24 protein-coding genes and 2 pseudogenes are annotated in these 23,695 nt (G+C 34.1%); 5 read left to right on the forward strand and 21 right to left on the reverse strand.

Annotation, left to right across the window (positions count from 1 at the left end; translation table 11 throughout):
• Nucleotides 1–117: 117 nt before the first annotated feature.
• The 11 genes and pseudogenes from G6O73_RS05075 to G6O73_RS12770 all read right to left on the reverse strand — a co-directional run.
• Nucleotides 118–552 carry an integrase core domain-containing protein gene (locus G6O73_RS05075; RefSeq protein ID WP_157056712.1) on the reverse strand — a complete coding sequence of 145 codons (435 nt, stop codon included), beginning with the start codon at nucleotides 550–552 and terminating at the stop codon, nucleotides 118–120.
• A gap of 280 nt (nucleotides 553–832) precedes the next feature.
• Nucleotides 833–1,105 carry an IS3 family transposase gene (locus G6O73_RS05080; RefSeq protein ID WP_057886675.1) on the reverse strand — a complete coding sequence of 91 codons (273 nt, stop codon included), beginning with the start codon at nucleotides 1,103–1,105 and terminating at the stop codon, nucleotides 833–835.
• Nucleotides 1,106–1,415: 310 nt separating this feature from the next.
• On the reverse strand, nucleotides 1,416–2,351 hold the full coding sequence (locus G6O73_RS05085; protein ID WP_057886676.1) for a nucleoside hydrolase: 936 nt from the start codon (nucleotides 2,349–2,351) through the stop codon (nucleotides 1,416–1,418).
• The gene (locus tag G6O73_RS05090) at nucleotides 2,344–4,059 is read right to left on the reverse strand and encodes an adenine deaminase C-terminal domain-containing protein (RefSeq protein WP_057886677.1); all 1,716 of its coding nucleotides are present in this window, start codon (nucleotides 4,057–4,059) and stop codon (nucleotides 2,344–2,346) included. Before G6O73_RS05090 ends, G6O73_RS05085 begins: the two co-directional genes overlap by 8 nt.
• A gap of 62 nt (nucleotides 4,060–4,121) precedes the next feature.
• The gene (locus G6O73_RS05095) at nucleotides 4,122–5,138 is read right to left on the reverse strand and encodes an ABC transporter substrate-binding protein (RefSeq protein ID WP_187327519.1); all 1,017 of its coding nucleotides are present in this window, start codon (nucleotides 5,136–5,138) and stop codon (nucleotides 4,122–4,124) included.
• Nucleotides 5,139–5,184: 46 nt separating this feature from the next.
• Nucleotides 5,185–6,228: an ABC transporter ATP-binding protein gene (locus tag G6O73_RS05100; RefSeq protein WP_057886679.1), complete on the reverse strand. Its 1,044-nt coding sequence runs from the start codon at nucleotides 6,226–6,228 to the stop codon at nucleotides 5,185–5,187.
• A 10-nt stretch (nucleotides 6,229–6,238) separates the two neighbouring features.
• The gene (locus G6O73_RS05105) at nucleotides 6,239–7,027 is read right to left on the reverse strand and encodes an ABC transporter permease (RefSeq protein WP_057886680.1); all 789 of its coding nucleotides are present in this window, start codon (nucleotides 7,025–7,027) and stop codon (nucleotides 6,239–6,241) included.
• Complete coding sequence (locus G6O73_RS05110; protein WP_057886681.1) at nucleotides 7,020–7,853, reverse strand: ABC transporter permease; 834 nt, start codon at nucleotides 7,851–7,853, stop codon at nucleotides 7,020–7,022. The genes G6O73_RS05105 and G6O73_RS05110 overlap by 8 nt, the downstream gene beginning before the upstream one ends.
• A gap of 296 nt (nucleotides 7,854–8,149) precedes the next feature.
• Entirely contained in the window at nucleotides 8,150–8,443 is a 294-nt protein-coding gene (locus tag G6O73_RS05115) for a HigA family addiction module antitoxin (protein WP_057886682.1), read from the reverse strand.
• A gap of 14 nt (nucleotides 8,444–8,457) precedes the next feature.
• Nucleotides 8,458–8,746, reverse strand: a pseudogene (locus G6O73_RS05120) (type II toxin-antitoxin system RelE/ParE family toxin).
• 178 nt (nucleotides 8,747–8,924) lie between these two features.
• Nucleotides 8,925–9,029 (reverse strand): annotated as a pseudogene (locus tag G6O73_RS12770) (transcriptional regulator); the annotation flags it as partial.
• 311 nt (nucleotides 9,030–9,340) lie between these two features.
• Here G6O73_RS12770 and G6O73_RS05125 point away from each other — a divergent pair.
• Nucleotides 9,341–9,577, forward strand: coding sequence for a hypothetical protein (locus G6O73_RS05125; protein WP_057886683.1), 237 nt, complete (start codon nucleotides 9,341–9,343; stop codon nucleotides 9,575–9,577).
• A gap of 307 nt (nucleotides 9,578–9,884) precedes the next feature.
• On the opposite strand, the gene manA is transcribed toward G6O73_RS05125, so the two are convergent.
• The 7 genes from manA to G6O73_RS05160 all read right to left on the reverse strand — a co-directional run bounded on the left by manA (nucleotide 9,885) and on the right by G6O73_RS05160 (nucleotide 18,241).
• A complete protein-coding gene (manA, locus tag G6O73_RS05130) occupies nucleotides 9,885–10,847 on the reverse strand; it encodes a mannose-6-phosphate isomerase, class I (RefSeq protein ID WP_057886684.1) in 963 nt (320 codons plus the stop codon).
• A 37-nt stretch (nucleotides 10,848–10,884) separates the two neighbouring features.
• Nucleotides 10,885–11,742: a GRP family sugar transporter gene (locus G6O73_RS05135; protein ID WP_057886685.1), complete on the reverse strand. Its 858-nt coding sequence runs from the start codon at nucleotides 11,740–11,742 to the stop codon at nucleotides 10,885–10,887.
• A gap of 72 nt (nucleotides 11,743–11,814) precedes the next feature.
• The gene (locus G6O73_RS05140) at nucleotides 11,815–14,448 is read right to left on the reverse strand and encodes a glycoside hydrolase family 38 N-terminal domain-containing protein (protein WP_057886686.1); all 2,634 of its coding nucleotides are present in this window, start codon (nucleotides 14,446–14,448) and stop codon (nucleotides 11,815–11,817) included.
• The gene (locus G6O73_RS05145; protein WP_057886687.1) at nucleotides 14,402–15,526 is read right to left on the reverse strand and encodes a PTS fructose transporter subunit IIC; all 1,125 of its coding nucleotides are present in this window, start codon (nucleotides 15,524–15,526) and stop codon (nucleotides 14,402–14,404) included. Before G6O73_RS05145 ends, G6O73_RS05140 begins: the two co-directional genes overlap by 47 nt.
• A 21-nt stretch (nucleotides 15,527–15,547) precedes the next feature.
• Nucleotides 15,548–15,865, reverse strand: a complete 318-nt coding sequence (locus G6O73_RS05150) for a PTS fructose transporter subunit IIB (RefSeq protein WP_057886688.1) — start codon at nucleotides 15,863–15,865, stop codon at nucleotides 15,548–15,550.
• Between the two features lies 1 nt (nucleotide 15,866).
• Complete coding sequence (locus G6O73_RS05155; protein ID WP_057886689.1) at nucleotides 15,867–16,322, reverse strand: PTS sugar transporter subunit IIA; 456 nt, start codon at nucleotides 16,320–16,322, stop codon at nucleotides 15,867–15,869.
• Nucleotides 16,319–18,241 carry a BglG family transcription antiterminator gene (locus G6O73_RS05160; protein WP_057886690.1) on the reverse strand — a complete coding sequence of 641 codons (1,923 nt, stop codon included), beginning with the start codon at nucleotides 18,239–18,241 and terminating at the stop codon, nucleotides 16,319–16,321. The genes G6O73_RS05155 and G6O73_RS05160 overlap by 4 nt, the downstream gene beginning before the upstream one ends.
• A gap of 391 nt (nucleotides 18,242–18,632) precedes the next feature.
• Between G6O73_RS05160 and G6O73_RS13055 the strand changes: the two genes are divergently transcribed.
• Nucleotides 18,633–18,815, forward strand: coding sequence for an IS3 family transposase (locus G6O73_RS13055; RefSeq protein ID WP_148126591.1), 183 nt, complete (start codon nucleotides 18,633–18,635; stop codon nucleotides 18,813–18,815).
• Between the two features lie 391 nt (nucleotides 18,816–19,206).
• On the opposite strand, the gene G6O73_RS05170 is transcribed toward G6O73_RS13055, so the two are convergent.
• The 3 genes from G6O73_RS05170 to G6O73_RS05180 are packed head-to-tail and all read right to left on the reverse strand — an operon-like array spanning nucleotide 19,207 to nucleotide 21,399.
• Nucleotides 19,207–20,220, reverse strand: coding sequence for a LacI family DNA-binding transcriptional regulator (locus G6O73_RS05170; RefSeq protein WP_057886691.1), 1,014 nt, complete (start codon nucleotides 20,218–20,220; stop codon nucleotides 19,207–19,209).
• Between the two features lie 13 nt (nucleotides 20,221–20,233).
• Complete coding sequence (gene rpiB, locus G6O73_RS05175) at nucleotides 20,234–20,746, reverse strand: ribose 5-phosphate isomerase B (RefSeq protein ID WP_057886692.1); 513 nt, start codon at nucleotides 20,744–20,746, stop codon at nucleotides 20,234–20,236.
• Entirely contained in the window at nucleotides 20,746–21,399 is a 654-nt protein-coding gene (locus G6O73_RS05180) for a ribulose-phosphate 3-epimerase (protein ID WP_057886693.1), read from the reverse strand. Before G6O73_RS05180 ends, rpiB begins: the two co-directional genes overlap by 1 nt.
• Before the next feature lie 248 nt (nucleotides 21,400–21,647).
• Here G6O73_RS05180 and G6O73_RS12775 point away from each other — a divergent pair, with 248 nt between their 5' ends.
• The 3 genes from G6O73_RS12775 to G6O73_RS05190 are packed head-to-tail and all read left to right on the forward strand — an operon-like array spanning nucleotide 21,648 to nucleotide 23,513.
• Complete coding sequence (locus tag G6O73_RS12775) at nucleotides 21,648–21,737, forward strand: PTS transporter subunit EIIB (protein WP_235805098.1); 90 nt, start codon at nucleotides 21,648–21,650, stop codon at nucleotides 21,735–21,737.
• Between the two features lie 2 nt (nucleotides 21,738–21,739).
• Nucleotides 21,740–22,603, forward strand: coding sequence for a PTS transporter subunit EIIC (locus tag G6O73_RS05185; protein WP_057886694.1), 864 nt, complete (start codon nucleotides 21,740–21,742; stop codon nucleotides 22,601–22,603).
• Nucleotides 22,530–23,513 carry a glucose PTS transporter subunit IIA gene (locus G6O73_RS05190; RefSeq protein ID WP_057886695.1) on the forward strand — a complete coding sequence of 328 codons (984 nt, stop codon included), beginning with the start codon at nucleotides 22,530–22,532 and terminating at the stop codon, nucleotides 23,511–23,513. The genes G6O73_RS05185 and G6O73_RS05190 overlap by 74 nt, the downstream gene beginning before the upstream one ends.
• The last annotated feature ends 182 nt before the right edge of the window (nucleotides 23,514–23,695 follow it).

Below are 23,695 nucleotides of genomic sequence, written 5' to 3' on the forward strand. Positions count from 1 at the left end.
CTGGAACGAAGTCAATATTTGAGACACATTTTGTGAGAGACTTTTTTAAATCAAAACCAGTTCCGTGGCTAAAGGTTATTTGCTCTCAGTTAAATTTGCCACGTTAATAAAATCATATTAAGCGGGTATTTGTTTTGACTTCATCTCCATTTCAAAAGGCGTTAAATAATCAATACCGGAGTGAATCCGTTGACGATTGTAAAAACGAAAGCCGTAGTCAAATAAGCTAGTTTTTGCTACCTCAAAAGTGGAATAGACTGGACATTGATAAACGAGTTCTTTTTTTAAAGTTGCATGAAAAGACTCGATTCCGGCATTATCGTAAGGACAGCCCTTGCGGCTAAAAGAGTGTCGAATACCTAATTCAGTCAAGCGACTTTGATAACTTTTACTCGTATACTGAGTGCCCTGATCAGTATGCAAAATCAGTTGCCCATTGATCGTTTGATTACTAATTGCTTGGTCCGTTGAGAAATCCTGCTTAAGGAGATTAGGTCGCTCCTGCGTTATCTCTTCTTTAATGGTAACTGGCCGCCATTTCTTGCGTGTAATGGATCGGGATACCTAATTGTTTCATTAATCGCTGAAACCATTTTATACTACAAGTTCGATTCAGCGGGACTAGTTCTTGTAGGACTTTTCTAAGAATCTTACCAGCGCCATGCGCTTTTCACTAGTCAGCCAAATACGACTGATTCATTCTTTTAAATCTTGGGTTTCACGCTCCCGTTTGGTTGGCTCGTGATGTAACCAACGGTAATAGTCGGGACGGCTGACAGATAATACTTGGCACATCATCGAAATAGTATGGTTTCCAAAATCACATTCTTGTTTAATCAATGGATAGATCAATCTTTTGCCAGCAGCCCCAGCGCTTTTTTAGAATCAAGTTCTCCTCTTCCAATCGTTTAATTCGCTTGGACTGAGCCTTAGCTTCATCAGCAGTTAAGCCGTTAACAGGCGATTTTTGACTGCCAGAGCCCCATTTTAAAATAGTGGAATAACCAACACCATATTCTTTAGCTAATTCAAGAGTTGACTTAACCTTGTGCTGATATAAATCAATAATATTTTGCTTGAATTCGGCAGGATAGCGTTTTACCATTATGAAACAATCCCTTCTTAATTAAAAAATAATTTTACGCTCTCGCAAAAGCTGTCTCAAGTTTTATACTAACTCCACCACCAGTTTTCGAAAATCCGAAGACTAGCGACTCTATTGAATTATGAATCATTCAGGCAAATAATATTACTGCTTAAATCAAATATAGGCTAGGGATATAGTTAAATACAAGTTTGGACTTATTAGTAAAAAAATTGCGAAGAATATACTAAACATGATATAGATTCGTTGCAATCTTACTCTACGTATATCTTATTTGTTTTTTTAAACTTAATTTGACAGTTCAAAACAACTAAAGGTTTTTCCAATAGCTCATTTCAGTTAAAAACCACTCACTAAAACGCTTTTCATCGACTTTTTCAATAACCTCTGCTGTAGTTGAATTACTTGGTAGATAGCCTTTCAGATCAAACAATGATGCACCAGCAGTATAGGTCCCTGATGTTTCAATTTTTACTTTGACAGTTCGAAATTCAAATATTTCTGGGGCTAACAAAATTCCAATGGCCAACGCATCATAAATTTTCAAACCCGTAGCAAAGCTACCACCGCGGTATGTTTTGAATAAATCAAAAAACATTCTACCAACTTTGCCGAACTGCTTAATTTGATTGCTAATTTCTGGTTTGATCAAAGCTGCTCGGCCAGCCTCTAGCGGAGCAATCTTGACTGGCACGCCACTTTCGATGACAATTTTTGCGGCTTCCGGGTCAACTCCAAAATTAAACTCTGTCAAAACATTAAAGTTTCCTCTGCCCCAAGCCCCACCCATTAAAATAAATTCCTTAATTTTACTAATGTCGCTTGGATAAGTTTTTAATAAAAGTGCGTAATTTGTTAGTGGGGCAATTCCGATTAATGTTACCTTTACTTGACTTTCAGTTAAAATTTGATGAATTTTTTCAACTGCACTTTCTTTAACTAATAAGGAAGAACTTGGAGCTGGTAATTGATAATTACCAAGTCCATTTTTGCCATGAATATCCACGGCTGTTTCTAAATTTCTTAATATTGGACTCTGCGCACCTTGGGCTACCAATATCTTTTTGTCAAAAAACGTCAACAGTCGCAGCACATTTTCAAGTGTTCTTGTGATACCCACATTTCCAGCAGCCGCACTAATTAATTTAACGTCTAATTGTTGGGAATTGAGTGCGATCGCTAATGCTGCTGCATCATCAATTCCAGGATCAGTGTCAATAATAACCGGTATCTTTTGTTCACTCATTTGTCTCATCCTTACTAAAAAGAGGTATTTTATTTTGCGTCTTGACATCAAACATCCCTTTATCAGACATCTTTATCTCCTGAGAAACTAATAATGAAAGGGTTGAAAATGACATGATTTCATTAGTATTGAAATATCCAAGCTGGTTCATCGCTGACCTAACTTGCTTTATCTGCTTTCCTAACAGACTAATTGGTGCCTGACTAACGACCCCACCAACTGGCAAAGGAGCATTCGCAGTTATTTTATTCTCAATTGCTGCAATATAGCCGCCTTGTTGTTTGACTAACTGATTTTGGACTAAGATCATTGAGGTCAAATCGGTACCGATCACCATTAAATTATGGTGATCATGTGCCCAAGTAGCACCAATTGCTCCTTTGCCTGAAAGTGCTCCTTCAACTAAACCATATGACAACTCACCATTAGTTTTTCCATATCTTTCTTGAATAAACAAGAGTGCTAATCCCGACTCATGCCAAAGCACACGATGATCTTGAACCGTTATTTTCCGCTGAACTCTTTTAGTGAAAGTCCCTACTTTACTGATTTGAATAACATTAGCAACTACTTCACCGTTGGCCACTAGGTTAGTTTTCAACTCAATATCATTTACCGTTAGCTTATCAGCTTTAATTGAATGAAGTAATTCTGGTCCAAAGTCAAATTCTGGAATTAGTTTTTCTTCTGGATCAACCAAAACTCCATTTTTATAAACATTTTGAATCTCAAAATTCTGTAGATCATTGATAATAATAAAGTCAGCAACTCTTCCCGGTGCAATTGATCCCCGATCCCATAACCCCATTCTTCTAGCAGGAGTAAATGAAGAAATATAAATTGCGTCCTCAGGCTTCATTCCCAGCTGAATTGCTCTTTTAACAAGTAAATTCAAATGTCCTTGCAAAAGATCATCTGGCATAATATCATCTGTAACTATCGCGACATGCTCAAACAAGTTATGATCAATAACCGCACTAATAACTTCCTTGGTCAGCGATTTTTTTTGTAACTGAACGAACATGCCATTGCTGACTTTTTCGAGGATCGATTCCGGTGTTTGCTGAGTATGATCCGAAGTAATGCCAGCATAGATAAACTTAGCTAAATCTTCACCAGAATATTTGGGACAATGTCCTTCTAAGGGCATCGTCGGTCGCTCTTTTCGACATATTTTGATTAATCGTTTGATTAACGAATCATCATCCGAAGTAATTCCCTTAAAATTCATTGCTTCGCCCAAACAAACAATTTGAGGATCTTTTAGTAATTCAGTTGTCTCCTTTTCAGCAATTAATCCGCCAGTTGTTTCCAATTCAGGTGTAGTTGAAGGCACTGACGAAGGAATTGCAAAGAAAATGTCGGTTAATGATTTCTGGGACATAAATCTTTTCAAGCCCTCAATGCCAGCAACGTTAGCAATTTCGTGATCATCAGCAATAATTGTCGTTGTACCATACTTAGCACAGTTTTGTCCCATAATGGCTGGCGTGGTCATTGAACTTTCAATATGCATATGAGAATCAACCAACCCAGGTGCGATATATTTTCCGTGCAAATTTAGAACCTTTTTTGGTTCAACTGATTTTATATCCTGAGCTACCCAGTAAAATTTACCAGCTTTAATTGCTATATCCGCTGCAATAAACTTACGCAAATAGCTATTGAAAACTTTACCATTTTTAATTAATAAATCTACTTTTGTCATTTAAACTTGTTTCCTTTCAAAATAAAGAGTTGGAAATTTTCCCAACTCTTTTGTATATAATACTAATTATTCATGATATTGTTCCATTTTGCGATCCATTTTGATAAATGACTATTTACATATGAAAAATCAATTGTTTTTGCTCTTTTGGCAATGCTTCCATAAGTTTTATTCTTAGCATCTTCAGCTGAGAGTTTTACCGAAGAATTTACTGGAGCATTATTCAAGGATTTTGCACTAGCAACTTTCTTTTGTAACTTAGCACTTAAACGGTAGTTAATATATTTATAGGCAGCTGCCGAATTCTTGCTGTTTTTCAAAATTGAAACAGTATCATAATTTGCATATGTTCCGGATTTCGGTACCAAATATTTAACATTTGGATTTGACTCTTTGATCATCGCAACTGAATAATCCCCTACAACTGCAGCATCAATCTCTCCGGTTTTGAACATATTAGTCAGATCTGAAGATTGGGTATATGTTTTAACTACATTCGGCTTAAGTTCTTTGATTGCTTTGAAGGCCGCACTAGCATTATCACTGGTTACTGATTTGCCCGCGTGATCGCCAGCAATATAGAGCATTGCAGGACCAAATGTCGTTGTAATATCAGGAATTGCAATTTTATTTCTTAGTTTTTTAGACCATAAGTCATTCCAACTATTGATTTTTACTTTCTTGGGATTATAAATAATTCCAACACTATTGATAGTATAAGGAACGCTATTGGTTTGCTTAACTATTTTTTTCTGAGCAGTTGATAAATATTTGTAATTCTTAATTTTTGATGTATCGATCTTCTTAAATAGCTTTTTTTGTTGACCGGTCATTGCGTTGTTCTGTGCTAATTCAACTACATCAACCCCACTATTTGTATTATGCTCAATTTGTGTTAAACGCGTTGAACTGTCGCCAAATTGTGTCTTAACTTTTACTCCAAAGGCCTTAGCAAATGGATTCAAGACATCCTTTTGCATCTGTTTAGTTGACATTCCAAAAGTCGAGACAGTTAAATTACTTGATGCATCTGCACTTGAAGTAGTTGAACCAACAATTCCCGTTAGTGCCGCACCCATTAATAATAACGCAAAAGATTTTTTCAATTTCAAAAAAAACACTCCCTTAATTTTTTAATGGCAATAAATATTTATCTGGAAAACTTAATAAGACTTTTTCCCCAAAGCCTCGCTGAAACTTGCTAACTTCATCAACCCTAAACACCCCCAAATCGGTTTTTATTTGATAACGATAATCTCTTCCCAAGTATTCTGCAGATATTATCTTTCCTGGTAATTCGTTCTGGTTACCAGTCTGATCATCAGCGATTAAGCTGATATTTTCTGGACGAATTGTCAAAAAGTTGGTTTCAGTGCTTTTCTCAGATGTTGTAAATTCAAAGTTCTTTGTTTTGAAGCGATTATTTGCCAATTTTTCGTCAACTTCAATAAAATTCTCATAACCAATAAATTGGGCTACATACTTAGTCGCTGGTTGATGATAAATCTTTTGCGGTGTATCAAATTGTTCAACCCTGCCATTTTTCATTACCAACACCTTATCAGAGATTGCAAAGCATTCTTCTTGGTCATGTGTAACAAACAAAACAGTTATTTTAAACTTTTGCTGCAGATTTCGAATTTCTTCGCGCATTTGAATTCTTAATTTTGCATCAAGATTACTTAATGGCTCATCCATTAATAAAATACGTGGTTGAATCACTAATCCGCGAGCTAATGATACTCGTTGCTGCTGACCACCAGATAGTTCAGCGGGATATCTATCTGCCAAGTCGTTCAGTCCAGTAGTTTTCAAAATTTCAGTAACTCTTTTCTTGGCTTCTGAACTGGTGGTCTTTCTCATTTTCAAACCGAATGCTACGTTATCAAAAACGGTCATATGTGGAAATAAAGCGTAACTCTGAAAAACCATCCCAAAAGAACGCTTGTAAACCGGAACCTTGTTGATATCTTCTCCATCAACAAGTATCTTTCCGCCAGTTTGTTCCAAAAGGCCCGCGATAATTCGCAACGTGGTTGTTTTGCCACAGCCACTTGGGCCAAGAATTGAAACGAATTCTCCATCAGCCACATCAAAAGAAACATTTTCTAAAATATTAGTTTTACCATCATATGACTTTGCTAAATTTTCTACTTTTAAATTTGCCATTTTTCACACCTTATCTTGTAAGTTCATTAATTCCCAAAACTTTTTCAACCACGAACATTATTAATGCCGTAAAAATCATCAACATTACTGAAATAGCAGAAACAGTTGGATCATAGTTGTTCTGCAAATAATTTAAAATTGCTGTTGGTAACATGTTCAATTCCGGTCCATTTAAAAACAGCGAAATTGGAATATTGTTAAAGGAATTTATAAAACACATCATAAATGCCGCGATAATACTTGTCTTAATATTAGGCAAGACAATCACAAAAAAAGTTTTTTTGGGTGAACTACCACAGATCCAAGCAGCTTCTTCAATATGAGGGTCTAATAAAAGCATACTAGCAGTTATTAACCTGATAACATATGGAACACATAACAAGAAATGACCAATAATCAAGCTTAACAGCAAAGGAAGTTTCATTGTTATTACAGCTGTCTGATAAAGTGAAAATCCAATGACTATTTCTGGAATCAAAGCTGGACTCAAGAAAAATGATTGCAGCCATGAACTGTGACGTAACTTAAATCTAGTCAAGGCATATACTGCAGGTATCCCAACCACTAAGGCTGCCAAACTAGCAATCAGTGCAACTAAGAGACTCATTTTAAATCCAGCAATAAAATCCGGTTGCGCAAAAACATTTTTATACCATTCAAATGTAAATCCATGAATAGGAAGCGAAATGGAGGCTTGATTTCCAAAAGAAGTCACTATTACTAAAACTAACGGTAACATGATCAAAAATAATATTAGAATTGAGATAACTCTCAACGTTTTATTCTGGCTGTCAAGCATTTATAGCCCTCCGATCAATCTTTTTCATCACTCTCCCCATTAGCAACATCGTCAATGCTGAAATAATGATCAAAATAATCGCTATCACACTAGCATTTGTCCAATTTCCAAGTGTCATTGCTTGTTGGTAAATCAAGGTTGACATTACCAAATGACGATTACCGCCCAAAATTTGTGGTGTCGTATAGGCTGTCATCGTTCCGGCAAAGACTAAAATACATCCTGTTAATATCCCGGTAGTTAACTGTGGAATAATTATTTTGATTAAACTTACCAGTGGTCTAGCTCCTAAAACTGCAGCTGCTTCTTCTACCTCAAGATTTAGCTCGGAAACACTCCCGATCAATGACATAATCATAATTGGCAAAAAGAGATAAATTGAACCAATAATTATAGAAGTGTTGGTGTAAAGGATATTCAATGGACTTGATATAATATGTAAACTCAACAATATTTCGTTAATGACACCATCCTTGCCCAAAATGATAATCCAAGCAAAGTTCCTGACAACTGCATTAGTTAACATTGGAAAAAGTATCAATAAAGATAACAAACTTTTTAAAAACTTCTTTTGTCGAGCAATCCATAAAGCAGCTGGGAAGCTTAAAACCAACGTTATAATGGTGGTAATAATGGCAATTAATATCGTTCTGCCAATCACCTGCAAATTGTAATTTTCACTTAAAAATTTTTCATACAGTGAAAAGATATTTGCTGAGCCACTGTGAAAAGTTGGAAGAGCTATTTGGAACAAAGGATAAAAAACAAATAACAAAACACCTAAAAGTGCCGGCAAAATTAGCCAAAAAGCCGAACTTTTTCGCATTATTTAACAACTCCATTCGTAATACGGGTATAATCATATTATGATACTGAATATAAGTCAATACAAAAAACGAATAAAATAATAATTTTTGCCGATATAGTTTGATAATCATCGTATATTTTTATCATTAGACAGTATAAAGTTAACATTTAGATATTTATTACTCGAGAATTCTTAAAAACTATTTTTTAAAATTGACTAAAAGGCTTTACAAACTGGTGATTTGTTTTAATGAATCATAAAAAAATAATCCATAGAATTAACTACGGATTATTTTCTACTATAATTTTTAATTACTAATTAAACTGATATGGTTGGATCTGGGAATATTCTTCTCCACTTTTTTCTTCCGCTTTACGCAAATCGATATCATTTTGTAAATTTAAAAAATATCGATCGGATACTCCGAAGAATCTTCCCAATCTAACCGAAGTATTGACTGTAATTTGCCTGCGATCATGTAAAATATCTTGTATTCTGGAGGTTGGAACGTTAATATTTTTGGCTAATGCATAGGCTGAGATATCTAATGGAATCATAAACTCTTCTTTCAAGATCTCACCAATTTTAGGTACTGGAATTTTGTTCATAACATTCACCTCTCTCAATGATGATAATCAACTATTTCTACATTAACAAAATCATTTTGATTCTCAATTGAAAAACAAAGACGATATTGTGCATTAATTTTAATACTGTATTGACCTTCACGATTCCCCACCAATTGTTCCAAATGATTAGCAGGGGGGAATTCTTAAGTCATTGAGATTGTCTGCATTGTCTAACATAATCAATTTACGCAAAGCAACCCTTTGAATTGACTGGGGTAACTTTTTAGAAAATTCCTGATGATATACTTTTTGAGTTTCCTTGTCTGCAAAACGTTTTATCATAATTAGTTCTTTAATTACTTTTAAGTTCAGTATACATGAAACTCATGTACATGTAAAAAGTTTATAAATTTAGAATCTATAAGCTAAATAACCCCTCATAAATATTATTAAAGTAGCCTCTAATATCTATAATGTAGATATTAGAGATATCTTTATTTTTTTACTATTGGCAATTTTCCTAAAGAACAGGGCTAAATTGAATTGTTAACTGTTGATTAGTTGCTTGAGCAATCTCAGACAATACTTTAGTCGAAACATTCATCAATCCATTTTCAATTCTAGCAGTGTTTATTTACATTTTGAGGTTAAGGATCCATTCTATAGTTAGCCCAATCAGGCAGAACTTAATCGCCGTTTCAAAAAAATAACTAACAGTCAGAATACTCATCCCCATCAGCTTTTGGACACTAAGGAACAATAATGCATGGTAATTGAATTCCTAAATGCAGCCTGGAAAACATGTTGCTTGGTAAAGTGAAGATTGCTTTAAAAGAGGTTAGGCCATTTGATTTATGACAACTAGTCAGTTATTATAAAAAGAATATAATTAAATCATTATATTCAGAATGAATTTATCCAAAGGTGGAAATTAACATGTCAAAAATAAAGTCCTACTCTTCTTCATTAGTCGTGGCAATTATTTTTTCAATTTTAAGTTTGTATGTTTATCTAGCTGGTGGAAACACTACCAATGCATGGCTTGAGTTAACTAATAATGCTAATGGAACAAATGTTAACACTGGTTCTTCATTTTTGTTACTTTTTCTAATTGTTAGTCTGGTAGCTTGGATCAGCACTGGAGTTACCTATTTTAAACATAAAAAGAACTGAACTTAGTTACAAGCTACTGTTTTCAAAAACAAAACACCCCCTAATACATAAATTATTAGCGGGTGTTTTAATGTTTCACACCTAACATCAATGATTTCATACTTTTTAGAGAGTTTCTTGTCTCCACCAATATAGTTCGGCAGAGACACTAATTGTTATATTCCAATTAGCCACAGTAAAATCCTAATCAACAACTGAAATAACAGTTTATACAAAAAAGCCTAGAATCATGTAATAATCCTAGGCTCTCATGCATGGATCGCTTATTTTGATTTTTTTAATTTTAATTAAGCCTTATCTCATCTCTTCATTCTGGATTAGAAACTACCAAGCTCAACTTCCCAACTAATTTCCACTCAGTCACGTCGTTTGGCAAAATAAAGTTAGTACCTTTTTTGATATCATAGACCTTACCATCAACCTCAAGCCTACCGCTACCGGCGATAACTGATGCTAAAATGTATAATTTGTCACCGCGCTTCATTTTCAATTCATCTTGGACATCCCACTTATAAACTGAAAAATATGGTGAAATTGGCGGTTTAACCAAAGTTGTGATGGTTGCCGATCCAATCTTTTTAGTCCGAATATTTAAAACCGGCTCCTTAAATGGAACATCCGTTACATCAATCGATTGCTGCAAATGCAATTCACGCTTTTTACCAGTCTTTTCTTCCACTCGGTCATAATCATACAAGCGATAAGTCGTATCTGAGCTTTGTTGCGTTTCAATAACTTCAATTCCTTTATTCAAAGCATGGATTGTCCCACTTGGAACATAAACAAAATCACCGGTCTTAACGTACTTTTTTCTTAAAAGATGTTCCCAGTCCCCTGCTTCAATCATTTGGCGTAATTCAGCTTGTGTCTTAGCGTGATGCCCGTAAATTAGATAAGCTCCTGGTTCAGCATGTAAAACATACCAGCATTCCGTTTTACCTAACTCACCTTCATGTTCAGCAGCGTATGCATTATCTGGATGAACTTGAACTGACAAACTAGCTTCTGCATCCAAAAACTTGACCAATAATGGGAACACCTTTGATACCGGATTACCAAATAGTTCTGGATGATTTTCATAAACCTTAGAAAGAAGCTGACCTTGATATTGACCATTTTCAATAACATTCGTGCCATGAGGATGCCCAGAAATCGACCAACACTCACCAATCTTGCCCGCTGGCAATTGATAGCCAAAGTCCTTTTCCAATAACCGCCCACCCCACAACTTTTCATGAAATACCGGTTTTAAAAATAATGGTTCACTCATTGCTAAGAAAGACCTCCTTATTTCAATTTGTTAGTTGTTAAACTATAATAATGGTTGCCCCTAAAATTATTAAAAATAATCCCCCCCAAAGCGAAAACTTTCTGGTGCCCTTTCTCTCCTTTAAAACATAGACACCCAAAAGAGTTGCAATTACAATATTGCATTGAGACATTAAAAAAGCATTAACCATGCCATTGAGCGAAATAGACAGTAGATATGCAAAAGCAGCAATTCCAAACAAACAACCTACTATCAGATTACAAACTGATATTGACAAATTAGTTGTTGATCCTTGATCAAATAACAATGCCAAAATTCCCGCTGCAACAACCATACCTAAAGCTTGTGGCAATAAAAATGTGCTAAGATTAGCATTATTAGAAGTTACTATTTTAGGTAGTGCAGAATATAGCCAATACCCAATTGTTGTAAACACTAAAACCAAATAATAATAATTGTTATTACTATTTTTATCACTTTGCTTCCTGTCTTTACTAAAAATAACCCCAATTAAAATCACTACAATTCCGATCAATCCTTTGATCAACAAGCTATTATCCGACCACTCATTGAAAAGTATCCCACCAATTAAAGAATTTCCGATAATTTGCAAACTAGTGGAAATCAGAAAAACTTTACTAACACCTAAATTTGAATATCCGACATACTGTCCATATTGTCCAATGCTCCATGCTGCTCCAGAAAAAAAGAAAATAAAAAAATTCCCAATTTCTATTTTTGTCCCTTTAAAAAAGAAAATCAATAATGAGATTAAGCAAATACCCAGTGTAGTTCCTGACAGTTGCTTTAATGAATTAACTGGAATAAAATGCAGCAGTAATGGTGCAATTCCCCATATAATTCCCGGAAACAAACCAATCAAAATATTTTGCATCTTTTCTCCTTCAAAAAAATAGGACATTATTCTCACTTAGAAAACAATCACCCTATTTTTAATAAATTAAATTCATTTTTTTATCTTCAAGCTTATCAAGTCAAAACTTTCTACACTTCCTGAATAGTCTTGACTTTGATCACAAGCATTGACAACTTCTGCATTATTTGGAATTCTATAAGCTATCTTTTTCTTGGTCGGGTTAAATAACCTAACGATCATTGCATCAGCATCAAAATAATCTGGATAACAGGCGCTAACACATAAATCAGTTTTTTCATTAAATAAGCTTAATTCCTTTGGAAGATCAGTTTGAGGTAGTAAATCATCCTGCAATTTATTGTCTAAACGATTAGCAAACAAGTTTAAATCCTGCAATTGATAAGCTAAAGCTGAGCTTTTCAATAAGTAGCTCTGATTTGCAATTTTTTTCGAATCAAAACACTTATAAATTCGAATATCAAAATTATATTCATGTTTACCGAGATATTCAGCTTGTGGAGTTGGAATTAATGGATGACCCACATTTGTTGTATCTCCTGAAGCTCTGCCTGGTCGATTTAGAAGGTTGGGTTTGCCAAGCTGACTAGTAGTTGCTAGTAATGTAAATTTCAATTTTTGCTCATCTTGTTCAAATTCTTTAACATCAGTCGAATATACAGTAAATGTTTTACTTTCATCAGATAAAGAAACATTATTGTCTAGCGGCCAAACATTAACTGGTTTTTCACTATATTTATTTTGCCAATTTTTTTCTTTTTGAGGTACATGTTTATTAAAACCATACGGAACTGAGCTAACTGCCAAATTATTATTAATACCAGTTTTAACAACCAACCTCAGACGGTGGTCTTTTATTTGATTATTAACTTTAACTTTCAGAGTAATATTTTCCTGAGCATCGAGCGTAATTATTAATTGATAAGCTAATTTGCCAGTCTTCTTCTTCTTTGGCTGTTCCAAATCATATGCCAATATTGCATCACCCAAAAGTTCCATTTGCTGCAAACCATGTTTAGTTTTTGTTACATTTGCCTGATTAAAATGTAATTTCAAAACTTTACTGTTAGCTAACGGTGAATAGTCATAAGTATCACCATCATTTTCTTGATCTTCTAAGTAAAGAAAATCAGTTATTGTGTAGTTACCAATTACTAAAGAAACTGTTTCATCTTCAAATTTCAATGTTATATTATTACTAGAAATTGCGTTTTCACTTGAAGTATTTGTAATCGAAAGCTTATCTACTTGTTTGGCTTCATGAAAATTCAATATTTGATAACTCAATGGGGGTAAAATTTTCTTTATCAAATACTCACTGCAGAAGTATCCTGGTTCAGTAACATAGTGATTTCCATCACTACTTTGTAGGAGAATATCTGAGCGTGATTTTATATATTTTTGCTTTAATAAAACGGTTTCATTAGTATTCTCAAACTCAACATATTGATCCGATGTAAAGACTTTTATCTTATGATATCCTTCATTTTCTTTTAACGCTGGATTAATCAGCAAAACCTGATTTGATTTCAAATGCAATTTCAATGCTAAAAGTCGTTGAATTGTATTAATAATACCATCAGCCAATTCATTGCCTTCTTTGATTCGGTGTTGAATGTCTTCAGCCACTTCATCATTAATACTACCAGCTAGACTATCATGGGCTTGACTCTCTAAAACCTTTTTCCAAGCCTCAATCAACAAGTTATTACTTAAATTAATCCCACAAGTTTGACCAACTACAAAAAGTGGTTCTACTTGATAAAGTAATTTATTTTCAAGTCTTAAAATTGCTAATTTCAGTGGCATTCGACTTGAACCACAAGTTCGATGAATTCGAGAAAAAACAGGATCTAGCAATTCGCCAGAATAGTCCGGTAAATCACACTTTTTTACTTGATCTACAAATTGTGAAAAACTACTTGTCTGATATTCATATTTACCAATTTGATTGATTTGAGTTATTTTTTTAGAAAAATCATGAATAATTGCCATTTGGTCATTTCCTGTTGGTATCAAGACTTTTGAAAAATTATCCGGTAAGAATTTTTTAATAAAGTCAACAGCCGGATCAAGCTTTTTCGCAACATAACCTTTATTGGGAGCTAACAACATTCCGGTTCCATACCCTTGCGGCATGTTAATTGCAGTTACATGACGATCATTCGCTAAACCATACCAATTAAAATATAGACTCTTGGTTTTGGCTGGATCAATACCACGCCAAAAGACAAAACTTTTTATTCCCAATTCAGAAATAATAAGTGGCATTTGACAATTAAAGCCGAAAGTATCTGGTAAATAACCAATATCCATAACTGGCCCATACTTTTTGGCCATCAATTTTCCAATAATTCCATTACGTAATAATGATTCTCCTTGTGTATGCAACGCATCGGGCTGCGTAAACCAAGGACCAATCAATAATCTTTTTTCATTAACCAATTTTCGAATAGTCGAAATTTTCTCCGGATATAAAGTAAGATAGTCATCTAAAATTGACAATTGTCCGTCTAAAGTAAATGAAACTTCTGAATGTTTCTCTAACTCATCAATCACATCCGTGAATAGTAAATCGCTAAGTACCAATGAATCTTGGTGCGAAAAATACCATTCCCGATCCCAATGTGTATGATTTACCAAATAAACTTTTGTTTGATTAACTTTCCCACTCGTCTTCTGAGAAATAGTTTCCAATTGTTTCATCGTTTTCCTCCAAATGTTCATTTGACTCCACCACAACGATTCTACGGAACAACAAAGTCAATCCGGTTACAATCAAAGTTCCAACTGCTATAGCGAAAATATAAATCCACCATTTTTCCACAGCTAACCAACCATAAAAGCCAGAAATTGGCGCACGATTAACGGCTCCTAGTCCAACAGCTAAAGAGCTTCCAACTGCTGACCCAATCACATTAGCCGGAATTACTTTCAATGGTGATTCAACAGCAAACGGAATTGCACCTTCACTAACTCCAATTAATCCCATAACTACAGCTGCATTACCAGCTTCTTGTAACTCGGAATTAAATTTTTTCTTACTAATTATTGTTGCAAGCCCTAACCCTAACGGGGGAATAATGATTGCTACCTGTGCAGCTGTATTAGGATCATATACACCACTTGTTAAAAGAGCCATAGCCGTAGTAACTGCAGCTTTGTTAACCGGACCTCCAAGGTCAAATCCAACCATACCACCTACAATTGCTGCTAATAAAATCCGGTTTGTTCCAGTCATTCCCTTTAACCAAGCTGATAAACCAGTGTTAAGATCTGCAAATGGCACACCAATTACATACTGAATTAGTATCAGAGTTATTAATGAACCTAAAACTGGAACAATAAACACTGGTAAAACTGACTCTGCTGATTTAGGTAAATGGATATATTTAATCATTAATTTAACAGCATATCCAGCAATCAGGCCGGAAGCTAATGCTCCTAAAAAACCAGCATTCATGTTAGCTACCAAAGTTCCACCAATAATTCCGGGAGCAATTCCACCTTTGTCAGCAACAGAATACGCAATAAATGCTGAAATAATAGGAAACATTAACCCCAGAGCAATACTTCCCCAACCGTCATCTGTATGCAGAAACTGAATTATTAAATTTGCGTTATTGGCCCACTTATCATCCCAAATATCTGAGATCCCATAGAAGGATGCTCCTACTCGACTAATTGCCATTAAAACGGCGCCTGCAATTACAACTGGTATCATATAAGAGATACCTGTCATAATGTTTTGCTCTATAGTTTTACCTATCTTTTTTACATTCATAAATATCACATCCTTATAAGGTTATTTATCAGCTAGCTCTAAAGCTTTTTTTATAACTTCTTTAGCATTTTTTATTGGTTCACTCACTCCCACCTGTAAAACTTTTTTAGCAGCAAATCTTTCTGAATCACGAACCTTTGTATCAGTTGCAAAAATTACTGCCTCACCAATCGATACATCCTTACTTGTTAAACGATTTCCAATTCCTGTGGCCCCCTGAGTCTCAACTTTCATCAAAACTCCCATCTCTTTTGCGGACTTGATTAAAGCCTTCTCCGCCATATAAGTATGAGCAACACCCGTAGCACAGGCTGTAACTGCAATTAATTTTCTTTTCATTTTAATCGACTCCTTCTTTAAAAATATTTAGTAATTCAATTTTTGACTTGGATTTTTCTAGCCGTCTTCGAATTTCATCATCCATTAACAATCCAGCTAATTCTGAAAGGAGTTTCAAATGCTCTTGATCGCCTGCAGCAGGAATTGCTAATAAAAATACATAGCTAACAGGTTTATCATCCAAAGAATGCCACTCAATGGGAGTATTTAATTTAGCAATTATAACTGAAGATTTTTTTACTGTTTTTGACTGTCCATGCGGAATAGCAATTCCATCTCCAATTCCTGTTGTCCCATCTTTTTCTCGTTTTAAAACAGAACTCACGTATGCTGTTTTTTCCTGAATAATACCATTCTGCTTATATATATCAGCTAATTTATTGATTACATCCTTTTTACTATCAGCTGCTAAATTGTATGAGATTAATTCTGGTTCTATTACTTGTGATATACTCATTTCTTCATCAACCCCTTTAAATATTGAAACAATTTATTTGAATTAGTAAAACTAGTTAATTTCCTTAATTGTTTTTCATCACTCAATATGCCGTATAATTTATCAAAAATCAGTTCAACTTCCTTTGGAGTAAAGTTTTTAGTAATTGCTAGAAAGAATATGACCGAGACTGTTTGATTTCCCCATTTAAGTGCTGGTTCTAAGGTACAGACAGCAATTGAAGGCTCAATAATTAATTCCGGTGAAGCGTGCGGTGTAGCATAATTTTCAAAACTAGTAAATGATAAATTCTCTCTTGAAAAAGCCGCTTCAGTTATACCCGGTTTAGCAACGTTTTGCCTTATCAACTGTTGTGTTATCCAACGAAGACTGTTTTTCCAATTATCAAAGGACTGATGACACCAAATCAAATCAGAACTTATAATTTGAGATGGATCAAAATTTCTTTGTTGGCTTTGTTTAATGTCTTTGAGGGACTGATTAACAAAATTAACATCATTCGACTGAAACAATGGTGAAACAGTTACTGTTGGAACACTTGAGCTATGAATCTCAATAGTACTAATAATTAGATCCGCATCTTGAGATTCTTGTTCTTGTAATTCAGCTAATGAATAAATTCCCTGAATTTTCACTTCTGGAAATTCAGATCTAATCTTAGCTGCTAAAAGTTGGGCTGAACCTAACCCCGTACTACATACAACTATGACTCTTAGTCGATCATCATCTTGATGACATCTTTCAAGATATGCTTGAAGATGTAAGGCTAAGTAAGCCACTTCATCATCATTTAAGGATATATTTTCTTTTTTTTCATAAAATTGAGCAATTTGAAGCCCTTGGTCAAATGCAGCTGGATAATTTTGCTTAATTTGGTGAGTAAATGGATTTGCAATTGAAACACCAAATTGTAGTCTTTTAATGGCCGATTTAAGATGTACCGCAAGACCACGTAATAAATTTCCATCATAGCCTGAACTCTTTAAAAGCCACTTCAATTCGGCATAAGTTGTATCATTCTTTGAAATATCTTTTAAATTGATTCCGCCTGAATCAGCAGCAATCAAGTGTAATTGCAAATACTTAACCTCCGCTAATGGTAACTGAATGCAAAAATGTTTTTCAATCATTGCAGCTAACCGTTTGGCTGCAGGTAATTTTTGTTGATTCATTCCTTGCATTATTGGCAATCCATCAATCATTTTCCCCGACTTGATTCGTTGAATAGCAATTGCCAAATGAACCACAAGAGATTGAAACTCATAATCATTTAATGGTGTAGTTGTCTGTTCTACAAATTGCTCGACAATCTTCAAAACCTGTAAAACAATTTCATTATCTAACAGAGAATTAACAGTCAAATTATGATAAACTATTTCATTCTCATGATTAACTGACCACTGTTCACCCCAAAACCTATTTAACAATCTAAAAATTAATTTGCGTCTTTGCTTTTCATCGGCAATAATTTTTATACCCTTGCCTGACTTACGATCCAACTTCACTCCAAACGAATTTATATACTTTTCTATTTGATCAATATTTTTTTCTATTATTCTTGGGCTAATAAAAAGCTGTGCCGACAAATTAGCAATAGTTACATAATGATTTGTTTCAACTAAACTTGTTAAAATGTAAATAAATCTTTGATTGTCATTATTAGGAACATCACTTTTCTCGCTGAGAGTTAATAAAAGGCTTTTGATCTTTTGAGTATCTCCATCTAATTCAATGCCAATTCCCGGTTTTTTTATCAGATTAATTTTATGTTCACTTAATAAATTTGCAAGTGTCTTCAAGTCTTGATAAATTGTTTTACTAGAAACATTTAACTGCACTGCCAAGTTTTCCGCTGTAGTGTTTTTAATTTTAATCAAATATTTTAAAATTTTTAATTGACGTGAACTTAACTCGTTCATAACGTTTAACCTCCTTTCTTCATCTTTTATTATATGAATCAATTCAAGCGCTTACAATTAACTGATTTTCCAGAACGTTCTGGAAGTTCGCGATATCCGTTACAGGAGTTATTAATGAGCATTAAATTTATAATAAATGATAAGGGTCACTTTCTCTCACACAAACATACGTACAGTTCCGCATATGTTGAATTTATTGGAGAGTCTGGATAGTCTAGAGTTAGTACAAAAAGGCTTCAGCGATTAAACAATTAGGTATCCGATCCATTACACGCAAGAAATGGCGGCCAGTTACCATTAAAAAAGAGACAATGCAGGAGCAACCTAACCTCCTTAAACAGGATTTCTCAACTAATGAAATTAATCAAAAAATGATTAATTTCTTTTTTTCATGCAACTTAAAAAAAGAACTCATTTATCAATGCCCAGTCTATCCCCTTTTGAGTCAGCAAAAGCTAGCTTACTTGACTATGTCTTTCACTTTTACAATCGTCAACGGATTCACTCCGGTATTGATTATTTAACGCCTTTTGAAATGAAAATGGAGATAAAGTCAAAACAAATACCTGCTTAACATAATTGTTAACGTGGCAAATTTAACTGAGAGCAAATAACTTTTTAGCCGCGACTCAGACAAATATTAAAACGTTTTTGTTTTTAATGCTTGTTTGAACCACGGAACTGGTTTTGATTTAAAAAATCTCTCACAAAATGTGGCTCAAATATTGACTTCGTTCCAGTTGGTTATATTCACAATGCACTTTCACCTCCGAATATTCACCACACTAAGAGCAACGAAAAAAGCTATCCATTCAAAAGAATAGACAGCCTTAATAATCTAGCTATGCCAATATTAATTGCAAATTAAACAATTTAATTTATTCGTACTACTTGAAAACGAGTCAAAATTATCTATTTTAATTACAGTAATAAAAATTATTTTTTCTTTTGTACTTTCCTAATAATCACAGTGTGCCTCTGTCAATAAGCTCCACTTCAATTTTTTTGTATCTATTTTTCAACTGTTTGCCTTGTAAGCTGCTAATTAAAATCTCAACAGCTTCTTCTGAAATAGATTGAATGTTTTGCCTAATAGTTGTCAATTCGGGAGAACAATATCTCGCAATAGGTGCATCATCAAATCCTACAATTCTGACATCATTCGGAACATTTAAATTTATACTCTTGGCAGCTAGTAAAATATCTACTGCCAGTGTGTCACTCGTTGCAAAAATTCCCAGCGGCCCCTGCCTTTTATTAAGTAAACTTCTTAGGTATTTCCTAATTTTAAATCTCGTTTTATCAACATCCAATGTTTGTTCAAGGGAAATTAGCGACAAATTATCTTCTATTAAGGAATTTTCTTTTAAAGTATCTCTGAACCCCTTGATTCTTTCCTTTATCGGTGAAGAGTCAGATTCATACATAAAGAGGCTCGGAACCGTGCCTTTTTTAATTAGTTCTTGGGTAGCAATTCTAGCTCCACTATAATGATTTGATCCAACATAACAATATTTTTGAATGTCCTCAGGCTCTCTGTCGATGCAAACAACGTGTTTAAAATTAGAAATTTGGTTATCTTCAAAAGTTTGACTGCCGGAAATTACAATTAAACCATCAACTTGCTGAGACTTTAATTTTTTTAAATACTGACCTTCCCTTTTACTATCAATTGAAGTATCACAAATGACGGTAATAAAACCATTAGAAAATAAAATCTTTTCAATGTTTTCTACTAAGTTGGAAAAAAAAGAATTATTCAAGTTAGGCGTAATAATCCCAATTGTATTTGATTGCTGTAATCGTAAAGCTCTCGCAAAACTATTTCTTTCATAGTGATATTTTTCGACAATTTGCAAAATTTTTTTTCTGTTTTGTTCAGAAACTCTGCCCTTATTGTTAATAACTTTCGAAACAGTCGAAATAGAAAATCCGCTTATTTTTGCGATATCTTTAATTGAATTTACTTTCTTTTCCATAAAAAACACCAACTTAATTGATATTGTCTTGATACTTTTTATCCTTTGAATTAAGGATCAATTTAAACTTTTCATCATTTCTTTCATCTTCAGCACCTAACTCGTCAATCCTTCTTTGATGACGTCCACCTTCAAATTGAGCATCAAGCCAGGACTTAACAATCATTTTTGCTAACTCAACTCCTACCACTCGAGAACCCATTGATAATACATTAGTGTTATTATGACGTCTAGAAAATGCAGCTGAGTAAGGCTCACTTACCATTGCCGCTCGAATGCCAGGAACTTTATTAGCCGCTAAGCCAATTCCGATACCAGTTCCACACATTACAATTCCCAAATCATAGTTACCTTTAGCTACTTCTTCAGCCACTTTTTTCCCGTAGATTGGATAATCTGTGCGTTGCTTTTCGAAGGCACCGAAATCGTGGACCTCATATCCAAGATCCTTTACATACTCTATAATAGCAGGTTTTAATTCTAATCCAACATGATCTGATCCAAAAGCAATTTTTTTCTTGTTCATTAACCCAAGCTCCTTAACTTTTTTACAATTTGTGAATATGATTCTTCTTTTCCAAACAGTGTAGAAGACCCTAAGATAAACCCATCGACTCCAATTCTTGACAGAGATTCAACTTTTTCTGGTGAAATTGCACCATCAACAAAAACATTGTATTGATATTTGTCTTTTAAAGAACAAAGCTCTTTTATTTTTGGTAATGTATAATTTAAAAATGGTTCCCCACTAAAACCTGGATTAACTGTCATTATTAAAATGTTGTCAACAGAAATCAATAATTCTTTAACATAGGGTATTGAAATATTGGGACTAATCGCAATTCCGGCCTTCATTCCAGAACTTTTAATTTTACTAATCAATGATGTTGAAATATTTGCAGTTTCTGGATGGAAATAAATCAAATTAGCACCCAATCGCTTGAATAAATCAATATATTTTTCTGGATATTTTACCATCAAATGTACATCCATTGGTTTTTTCGTTAAACTTCTAACTGCCGCAAAATCTTCTACCCCCAGTGCAAGATTTGGCACATAGATTCCATCCATAATATCCATGTGAAATAAATCAATTCCTGCATCATCCAAAGATAAAACTTCACTACGTAGTTTTGTGAAATCAGCGCACATAAGTGATGGACAAAGTAATTTTTCCATAAACTCCACCTCCCAAAATTTTTTGAGAAAACGTTTTTTCACCACAGGCATATAATAACAGATGCTTCTCAGTTGTCAATAGCCATTAAAACAGTATTTGAAGTTATTATCATGTAAGCCTGCGATTTCAAGCGTATAAAATGACACTCAAAAAAATCAAAAAAACATCTTGACTAAATTTTAAAATGTGTTAATTTAATAATTGAGAAAACGTTTTACCACGAATTTTTTTTGAAAGGATGAAAAAAATGAACTCAAATAATCTTGGGAAAAAAATCTTAAGTTTAGTCGGTGGTGAAAATAATATTGTGAGCATAACTCACTGCGTACTCGTTTAAGAATGCGTTTAAGTGATACAAATCTAGCTTCAAAAAATAAAGAGGAAATTGAAGACCTCAATGGCGTTATAAGTGTTGTTGAGAAAGCGGGTCAATTCCAAGTTGTAATTGGTCCGAACGTTCCTACTATTTATGACGAATTAATTGATAACACATCTTTAAATAAACAAGAAGAAGATAAAAATGTCTCTGACAACACAAATTGGTTTCTAAAAGTTATGGATGTCGTAGCTGGAATATTCACTCCGTTATTGCCTCTTTTAGCTGGGTCTGGTGTTTTTAGAGGTTTAGTTTTATTAGCAACTCAATTTAAATGGTTGTCGACAACTTCAGATACGTATTATATATTAACCGTCGCTTCAACCGCTGTCTTTTATTTTCTTCCAATTCTATTAGCAATTACATCAGCTGAAAAATTCAAGGTTAACAAGTATGTCGCAGCTGCAATTATGGGCTCTTTAATTATGCCAGAATTTACTAATATGATGGGGAGCCATGGAAATGGTGTTATAGCCCATTTCTTCGGAATACCGATCGTTTTAATGACGTATACTTCAACCGTTATTCCGGCAATTTTAGCTATTTGGTGTTTATCATATTTAGAAAAGTATTTAAGAAAATGGATTCCTGAAAGTCTACAATTATTATTTGTTCCTTTGATTTCTTTGTTCTTGATGGTTCCATTAACAGCTGGAATATTCGGGCCATTTGGAGTATATATCGGTGAAGGAATTTCGAACATTATTAATTGGCTGATAAATTCTAACGGTTGGATTGCTGGAGCATTTATTGGTGGAATTTGGAACATTTTTTGTGATTTTCGGTCTACAATGGGCAGTAAATCCAGTAATGATCAACAACATTAGCCGGCTTGGATTTGACTATATTGTGCCATTAACAGCCGCAGCAAATTTTGGAATGGCTGGTGCTACTTTAGGGACTTTCTTGAGAACACATGACAAAAAAATGAAAGCTTATTCAATGTCGGCTCTTTTGTCAATCCTTTTTGCCGGCATAACAGAACCTTCAATTTATGGAGTTGGCATTCGCTATAAGCGGCCTTTAATTGGAGCTGTTGTCGGTGGTGCCATTGGTGGTGCCTTTATTGGTGGACTTCATGTTAAAGCTTTTGCTTTCGTCTTTGGTGGATTAACAACACTACCAGCGTTTGTAGGTAGCACTTTTATCTATTACGTAATTGGATTAGCAATTTGTTTTATTGTCGGATGTATTGTTACATTAATTATTGGTATTAATGAAAAAGAAGCTGAAAAAAAAGAAGTTGTTAAAAACATTTCAAATGGAAATATCAAAACTATTGACAATGAGACAATTTCTCAACCGATTGATGGAATTGTTGATGATATTGCAACAGCTACAGATCCTGCATTTTCGTCTGGATCTATGGGTGAAGGAATGGTAATACAACCTAGTGATGGAAACGTCTATGCTCCATTTGATGGAAATGTTACAATGCTTTTTAAAACAGGACATGCAATTGGAATTACTTCGAACAAAGGAACTGAAATAATGATCCATATTGGCATTGACACCGTTAAGTTGAATGGAAATGGATTCAAAAGTTTCGTTAAGCAAGGAGATAGTGTAACTAAAGGACAAAAATTAATTTCGTTTGATTTGGAAGCAATAAAAAATAAAGGTTATGATTTGTCAACGTTTGTCATAATAACTAATACTGACAACTATAAGGAAGTTCAACTATTAGATACTAATATGCACAAACACGGAGAAAACATTCTCTCAGTAAATGTTTAACTCATGACAACTGAGTTTTTATAAACGTACTCTTTATTTATGAAGTACAACATAAAAGTAGATATTTTATGCTAATAAGGTCTGCTCTCGATCACCAGTCGAGAACGGGCCTTGTATTTTTTTAAGTGCTAATTAAACTGGCAAAACACATTGATTCATACACATATTTTCATGGGAATCCA

Origin of the sequence: Liquorilactobacillus nagelii DSM 13675, from assembly GCF_019444005.1 — a bacterium.
Taxonomy (GTDB): domain Bacteria; phylum Bacillota; class Bacilli; order Lactobacillales; family Lactobacillaceae; genus Liquorilactobacillus; species Liquorilactobacillus nagelii.